Origin of the sequence: Corynebacterium minutissimum (assembly GCF_000805675.1) — a bacterium.
In the GTDB taxonomy this organism is placed as follows: domain Bacteria; phylum Actinomycetota; class Actinomycetes; order Mycobacteriales; family Mycobacteriaceae; genus Corynebacterium; species Corynebacterium minutissimum.
Genome location: NZ_JSEF01000035.1, coordinates 1 through 824, shown reverse-complemented (window position 1 = coordinate 824; position 824 = coordinate 1). Strand labels below are relative to the sequence as shown.

The window sequence follows — 824 nt, the reverse complement described above, 5'->3', positions numbered from 1 at the left end:
AGGTACATGTTCTTGCCGCCCTTACACGGCAGGTAGGTGATATCGCCTACATAGACGTGGTTCGGCCTGTCAGCTGTGAACTTACGGCCTACTAGATCTGGCATGACTCGACGTCCAGGCTTGCGCCTGGTGGTGATACACCGACGCCGCTTAGTAAAGCCTTTGAAGCCCCATGGATTTCATGATGCGTGCGACCTTCTTGTGATTGATCGGAGGAAAGTCCGTATCGTCGTTGAGGCTTGCAGCAATGCGTTTAGCACCATAAAGCCCGTGCTCATCATCGAAGATGGTCTTGATTCGTGCACCAATAAGAGCATCAGAACACATCTTTAACCTGCGTTTATCTCGAGTGTTGACCCATTTGTAGAACGAGGAGCGATTGAGCTTTAACACGTGGCACATCCGCTTGACCGAGTATTCGGTTCGGTGGTCATAGACAAACTGGAAGCGGATTACCAGCGTGTCTCTTCGGCAAAATATTTCGCGGCCTTGCGCAGGATGTCGCGTTCTTCGCGTAGCTTCGAGACTTCTCTTTCTAGCTGGCGGATCCGTTCAGAATCAGTCGTCTCCTGGGCCTTGTCGCGCATAGTCTTCGTGCGGGCACGTTTGCCGGTGCCGTACTGCTTAAGCCAGGAATAAAGTGAGGAACGATTGACTCCAAGCTCTGCTGAAGCCGCGTGAAGTGAGAGGTCCTCATTGTTTTCGTAGAGGGCCACAGCATCACGTTTGAACTGTTCGGAGTACCTAGGCATGGTGGTAGATTACCTTTCTTCCCAACCCAACCGGGCTGGATATCAGGTGTCTACCTAACAGGGGTCAGGTCC

Annotated in this window: 2 protein-coding genes; both read right to left on the bottom strand. The window is 52.2% G+C overall.

Going from position 1 to position 824, the window contains the following annotated elements; translation table 11 throughout:
• Nucleotides 1-150 precede the first annotated feature (150 nt).
• Complete coding sequence (locus NX84_RS12275) at nucleotides 151-393, bottom strand: IS3 family transposase (protein ID WP_169744718.1); 243 nt, start codon at nucleotides 391-393, stop codon at nucleotides 151-153.
• Between the two features lie 59 nt (nucleotides 394-452).
• Nucleotides 453-752 (bottom strand): IS3 family transposase, encoded by a 300-nt coding sequence (locus NX84_RS12270; protein ID WP_039677012.1) that lies wholly within the window; start codon nucleotides 750-752, stop codon nucleotides 453-455.
• Nucleotides 753-824: the final 72 nt, after the last annotated feature.